Here is a 6,185-nt window from a genome sequence, read left to right as displayed (position 1 = left end):
GAACCGCAAAGGCGCGAAGGACACGAAGAAAAACAGAGGCTTGCATCGCTGCGTCGCTTCACCCTCTGGGTGAGCATGGCTTCGCAGACAAGGTGTTGAAATCCTTTGCGCTCTTTGTGCCCTTTGCGGTTCAACTGCTTTTTTTGGGCTGATCGATCCGAGGCGCAGCCCCGGGCTGCCCATCGCATGGCTCGCCGCCGAGAGCCTCCCTCCATTTGCCTGACGTCGAAATCCGGCACGCTGATGCTAGCCGAAGCATGGGGGGCATTTTTGTTAATGCGTTGGAGCTTTTGGCGATCGCTTCAGCGGAGGAACGTCTCAGCGGACGAATCTATCGAGCTGGCGGAGATCCCTCAGGCGAGGTCTCACGGGCGTGGCGCAGCGGAGCACCCTCCTCGCGTCTGGAGCGCCGGTTCGTCCGGCTAGCCCGCGCCTCCGCCCATGCCGCCGCCGGTATCTCAGCCCGAGCCCCAGCACAAGTGAATATTCACGCAGGCACCGCGCAGAATGTCACACTGGATTTCTTGGTTTTGTCCGCTCAACCGCGTAATCTTTCGGCACAGTCTCGGATCGTGTTCCGCGAGGGCTCTCAATGTGTATCTTCAACCTAGATTCGGCGGCTGGGCGACCTCCAGGGTGCGTCCAGCGCCCGCGTCGCTTGGCCGCGGACGTCGAGGCCTAGCCGTCATGCTCGAGGCGCCTGAGAGATCTCCTGGGTCACAGCCACTGCGGCAGGCTGACGGCAATCTGCTGACCGAGCGCGATCTGGATGCGCTCCACCGAGGGGCACTCACCTTGCCGGAGCGTCTCGAGATGATGAGCCGGGGCGCGCCGTTCGCCTTGAGCGCGCCCGAGACGCTGGACGCCGTCTGTGCGGATTGGCAAGGGGCGCTCGGCGCTGCGCCGGATTCGCCCTTGTTCGAGACGCGTCTGGCATGGTCCGGCTGGCAGCGCGAGGATCTCGCGCGCGCCCTTTGCGACGCCACCCTGCGACCGGACCGGCCCCTGTGGCTGCGGGCGGTTGCGGGCATGGTGGAATGGACCGCCGCCTGGCACGCCAGCCCAGGGTCCACGGCGACCGACTTCGATGGCCGCCGGGCCGGCGCGCCGCTCGCCTTCGAGGAGCTGCTGGCGCCGGCGGTCGATTTCGCGCATCACCAGCTGCTCGACACACTGGGGCGCGGCGACGCTCGGCTGTCGCCACGCCTCTCGCTCGGCGCCACAGGGGATCTCTGCCGGCATCTCCTCGCCACACTGGTCCAGCTGTCCGAAGAGGTGCTCTTCGCCGAGCTGGAGGCCAGGCGCCCGGCGGGACAGAGTCTGGTGCTCAGGGTGAGCGGCGGCCCGGCCGCGTCCGACGAGCGGCGTCTCTACGATGCCTTCGTCGCCGAGCTTGGTGCCGATGGGCTGCATGGCGTCTTCCAGCGCTATCCGGTTCTGGCACGTCTGCTCTGGACACGGCTCACGCAATGGGTCGCCGCGGCAGCCGAGCTGGTGACGAGGCTGGAGCAGGACTGGGATGCCGTTGTCGGCATGGCCGGTCGGTCCGGGGCCGGAAGCGTCGCCCGGGTGCAGGCGGGGCTCTCGGATGCCCACCATGACGGGCGCTCCGTCATGGTCCTGAGCTTTGCGGACGGGACCCGGCTGCTCTACAAGCCACGCGACCTGCGGCTCGATGCCGCCTTCTCCGGTTTTCTCGACTGGCTTGCGGACGCGGGCGGCGGACGGTTGCGGGCGCCGCGCGTGCTCGCGCGCGACGGCTATGGGTGGGTCGAGTATCTCCAGCCCGCGCCGATCGCGGAGCCGGCGGGCGTCCACCGTTTCTACCGCAATGCCGGGCGCCTCATGTGTGTCCTGCACCTGCTCGGCGGCACCGACTGTCATGAGGACAACCTCATGGCGTGCGGGGAAGACCTCGTCTTGCTGGACCCGGAGACGCTCTTCCATCGCGACGTCGATTTCGGCGATCCCGAGCCGAACGCCACCGCGGAGAGCGGCACGCTCGATCTGGAGACGGTGCTCAAGACCGGATTCCTGCCGACCTGGACCAGCAGCCTGGACGGTCGCGGCGCACTGGACGTGAGCGGACTCGGCAGCGCGGTCAGCGTCCGGGCCGATGCCCCGGCTGCCAGGGTCGGCGGCTGGGGCGCCATCAACTCGGACCTGATGCACCGCGTGGTGCACGAGGTTGCGCCTGAGCCCGGCGCCAATCTGCCGCGCCTCGCCGGGAGCACGCAGGACATCGACCCGGCGGACTATCTGGACGACCTCATCGCCGGGTTTCGCGAGGTCTATCTGACCTGCGAGCGCGCGCGTGGCCGGCTGCTCGCGGCCCAGGAGAGTCCGCTCGCGGTCTTCCGTGGCAGCCGCTCGCGCTATGTCTTTCGCGCCACGGCGGTCTACTACGGGCTGCAGCGTCAGATGCTCAAGCCCGCCAACTTGGCCTCCGGGCTGAGGATGGGGTGGGTGATCGAGAAGCTGGCCCGGGCCGCCCTGCTGGTACCGGACGACCTGGCGACACGCGCCATGGTCTGCTCCGAGATGGCGCAGATGGCCCGACTCGACATCCCCTACTTCGGGCTCAAGGTCCATGGGGAGACGGCCGCCGCGCGGGACTCGGCGCAGTCCGCGCCCGATGCGCGCGGGTGGTCGCTGAGGTCGGACCTGAGCCGAACCTGCAGATTCGTCGAGCGCCTGGGCGCGGCAGATCTGGCCCTGCAGACCGAGCTGATCCGCGCGGCCTATATCGCCCAGCGCCAGCCCATCGACATGGCGCCCGCCGCATCCGGGAGTGCCGCCACACCAGGTCTGGTCGAGCCAGATGCGCTCACCCCCTCGCGCTGTCTGGAGGAGGCTGTGCGTATCGCTGCCGTCCTCGAGGAGCGCGCCATTCCGCTCTGGGGGCAGCCGCAGTGGCTCGGGTTTCGACTCTCGCCAGCCGTCGATCGCTGGCAGCTGGATTTGGTCTCGCTCGGACTCTACGAAGGCAAGGCGGGGATCGCGCTCTTCCTCGGCGCCCTGGAGGCCATCACGGGCGAGACGCGCTATCACGAGCTCTGGGTCGAGGCACTGAGGCCGCTGCGCGAGGCGGCGACCGATACGTGCGTTGCGCCGCGTCTGGCGCGCGAGGGTCTGGGGCTGGGCTCCGGGCTCGGCGGGCTGCTCTATGCGTCCGCGACCCTCGCCCATCTGGTGCCGGCCGAGGCCGATTGGCTGCTGTCGTCGGCCGAGGTCCTCGCAGGCCAGATCAGCGCCGAGATGGTCGCGAGAGATGCCGCGCTGGATCTGATCGGCGGCAGTGCCGGCGCCATCCTGGGGCTGCTCGCCTTGCATGGGATGACTGGCCGGTCCGACCTCATCGATCGCGCATGCGCCTGTGCCGCGCACCTAGAGGAGCAGTTGTCACCGCGGCTCGCGCAGCAGAGGCCGCCTCCGGCCGGCCTGCTCACGGGGCTGTCGCACGGTGCCGCCGGGATCGCCCTGGCGCTGGGGCGGCTCGCCGCAAGCGCCGACCAGCCGAGGCTTTGGTCCTTGGTCGAGGCCTTGCGTGCCGCCGAGGACGCCCACTTCGATGCCAGTGCGTCCAACTGGCCGGACCTGCGGCAGGGTGAGGATCGCTTTATGAGGAGCTGGTGTCATGGCGCACCCGGCATCGCGCTCGGGCGTCTCGGGCTGATGCAGCTCGGGCGCGACGCGGACGCCTCTTTGCACCAGGACTGGCGGGCGGGCTTGGCGTGCATTGCGCACACGGGCGATCTGGGTGTCGATCACCTGTGCTGCGGGAATCTGGGGCTGGCAGAGGTCCTGCTGGAGTCCAGCCGGCTCGAGAACGACGCCGGGCTGCACAAGGCGGCACTGGCGCGCGCGGCCGCGGTCCTCCAACGGCGGGCAGAGGCGACCGGCTACCGGCTCTTTTCGGTCCTGGGCGGACAGGCCCTCAACCCAGGCTTCTTCCAGGGGATCGCAGGGATCGGCTACCAGCTGTTGCGGCTTGCTCGGCCGGAGCCTCTGCCCTCGGTCCTGCTCTTCGAGGAGCCCCGAGCGCTTAGGGAGCTAGGGCGCTGAGGGACAAGGGCAGTTTGGCGCACTTGCGCGTGGCGCGGTGACAGGTAAGCCAAGGCTTGCGGGATCTCCAGGACGGCGGTCTCTCAAGGTCCCCGCAGCGACCATGGAGGCGCTCGCGGGATCTCGATGGCTCAGCTCCCCGGATGGGGGATGAGTCGAGCTCGGGAAGCCGCAGCTTCCTCAATCACACCAAAGGCGAAAACCATCATGTCTTCAAGCAATGCAGAAAAGTTCTTCGAAAAGCTCGGCTCGGACGCGGACCTGCTCAAACGTGTCCGGGATGCCCAGACCATGGACGACATCGTCCAGATCGGCAGTGAGCTGGGACTGGATTTCACGGCGGAGGAGTTCACCGCCGTGGGCAATGCCCCTGCGGGCGAGGTCGAGCTGACCGACGACGAGCTGGAGGCGGTCGCGGGCGGCAAGGGTCTGTCCTACTCGTCCAACGCGCCCGGCTGCAGTCTGGCGCCGCAGACCAAGATCTCGTCCTGCAAGCTGACGATCTATCCAGGCTGCGACAGCCTCAAGATCGATCCGAAGATCGTCACGAAGTGATGTCGTGCCCTCTGTGGGCTGTCCGGCTTCAGCCCGCGCCAGCGGGCCGGATGCCGGCGTGGCGTTGCTCCGCGACGCTGCGAAAGACGTATCGAGAAGGAGGGCCAGCATGAGCCTGAGCACAGCCGCGCTGCGGCGCCCCGACCTGGTGGAGCGGTCGGACTATTTCGATCATCGGACCCTGCACCAGGTTCTGGATGCGGACGCCTGTCGGCAGGTCATTGAGCTGGTCGACGCCGGTGCCGGGGACCGCACCGCCTATGTGGATCCGCAGGGCAAGGTGACGCGGCACGCGGACGTCTGGTGGCTTCCCCCCGAGGGCGACGCGCGCGCTGTCATCGAGCGCCTGGTCGCCTTGGTCCGCCAGGTCAACGAGGACTATTTCTTTTTCGACCTGGACGACATCCAGGAGGCCGACTTTCAGCTCACGCGCTATGGTCCGGGCCACTTTTACGGCTGGCATACGGACGTCGGCAAGGATCACCTGTCGCGGCGCAAGCTCTCCGTGGTGGTGCAGCTCTCGGATCCGGGCAGCTACGTCGGCTGCAATCTCCAGTTCCACGGTCACGAGCAGCAGATCGAGCAGGCCGCGCGCGCGCAGGGCTCGGTCACCATCTTCCCGAGCTTCCGCTCCCATGCCGTCAGCAAGCTGATCTGGGGCGAGCGCTGGAGCCTGGTGGGCTGGATCGAAGGCCCGCCCTTTCGCTGATGCCGAGCGCCAAGGCGATGCCTGAGGCCCATGCGGCGCTATCTTCCGGCCCGGTCAGGGTAGGGATGGAGCGGCTTGCGGACATCGACGACCTGATCCGCCGCGAGCTGCGCGGCGATGTCCTGGTGATCGGCGGCAAGCCATTGACCTCTGAAGAGGCGTCACGGCTGCGCAGCCTGGAGCCCAGGCCGAATGCCATCCTGGCCGTACACCTCGAGCACGCCGAGCGCCTGCTCGATTGCGGCGTGGTGGATGCGGTCGACTGGATCTTCACCTACATCCACGGCTACGACGGCAGCGCGCTCTCGCGTCTGGTCTTCCTGGCCGGATTCTGTCGGCGTCATCCGCGCACGCGGCTCCTGCTCTACCTCATCCGCGATTTCGATCCGTCCCACGCCTGGGAGCCCTTCTGCGCCAATGTTCAACGCGTCGCCGATTTCTACGGTCTCGAGCTGCCGCCTCTGACGATCTGGTCACTGGACCTCGATCGCCTGACCTACCTCAGCCTGCAGCATCGCCATCCGGCCTTGCGCACCCGATTGAATCCGGAAGGATGCATGACCACCGGCCTGCTCCTCCTCGAAAGCCTCATCCACAATGGGTGCCGCCCAAGCATCTGCGGCTTCACCCTCGACGGCGCGGTCGAAGGCCGCCAGCCCCTCTGGCACGACCTCCCCGGCGAATCCGCCTGGCTCGCCGAAGCCGTCGCAACCAGGCACCTGAGACCCCTGACCGCTACCCTTCACAACTTGCACCGCAATCGACCCTCCAACACCCTCACTGACCACTGACCACTGACCACTGACCACTGACCACTGACCACTGACCACTGACCACTGACCACTGATCACTGACC

At 67.7% G+C, this 6,185-nt stretch carries 4 protein-coding genes; all 4 read left to right on the top strand.

The window, feature by feature from the left end:
• The first annotated feature begins 687 nt into the window (after positions 1 to 687).
• Positions 688 to 4,065 carry a type 2 lanthipeptide synthetase LanM gene (lanM, locus tag G3446_RS25170; protein WP_164456431.1) on the top strand — a complete coding sequence of 1,126 codons (3,378 nt, stop codon included), beginning with the start codon at positions 688 to 690 and terminating at the stop codon, positions 4,063 to 4,065.
• Positions 4,066 to 4,272: 207 nt separating this feature from the next.
• Positions 4,273 to 4,620 carry a Nif11-like leader peptide family RiPP precursor gene (locus tag G3446_RS25165; protein WP_164456430.1) on the top strand — a complete coding sequence of 116 codons (348 nt, stop codon included), beginning with the start codon at positions 4,273 to 4,275 and terminating at the stop codon, positions 4,618 to 4,620.
• 109 nt (positions 4,621 to 4,729) lie between these two features.
• On the top strand, positions 4,730 to 5,329 hold the full coding sequence (locus G3446_RS25160) for a 2OG-Fe(II) oxygenase (protein ID WP_164456429.1): 600 nt from the start codon (positions 4,730 to 4,732) through the stop codon (positions 5,327 to 5,329).
• Positions 5,330 to 5,346: 17 nt separating this feature from the next.
• A complete protein-coding gene (locus G3446_RS25155) occupies positions 5,347 to 6,120 on the top strand; it encodes a hypothetical protein (RefSeq protein ID WP_164456428.1) in 774 nt (257 codons plus the stop codon).
• Positions 6,121 to 6,185: the final 65 nt, after the last annotated feature.

The sequence above is a fragment of the Thiorhodococcus minor genome (genome assembly GCF_010820565.1).
GTDB lineage: Bacteria > Pseudomonadota > Gammaproteobacteria > Chromatiales > Chromatiaceae > Thiorhodococcus > Thiorhodococcus minor.
This window is presented reverse-complemented; position numbering and strand designations above follow the sequence as displayed.

Coding starts and splice junctions, on each gene's coding strand:
- lanM (WP_164456431.1), top strand. CDS start 688: ATGCTCGAGGCGCCTGAGAGATCTCCTGGGTCACAGCCACTGCGGCAG.
- G3446_RS25165 (WP_164456430.1), top strand. CDS start 4,273: ATGTCTTCAAGCAATGCAGAAAAGTTCTTCGAAAAGCTCGGCTCGGAC.
- G3446_RS25160 (WP_164456429.1), top strand. CDS start 4,730: ATGAGCCTGAGCACAGCCGCGCTGCGGCGCCCCGACCTGGTGGAGCGG.
- G3446_RS25155 (WP_164456428.1), top strand. CDS start 5,347: ATGCCTGAGGCCCATGCGGCGCTATCTTCCGGCCCGGTCAGGGTAGGG.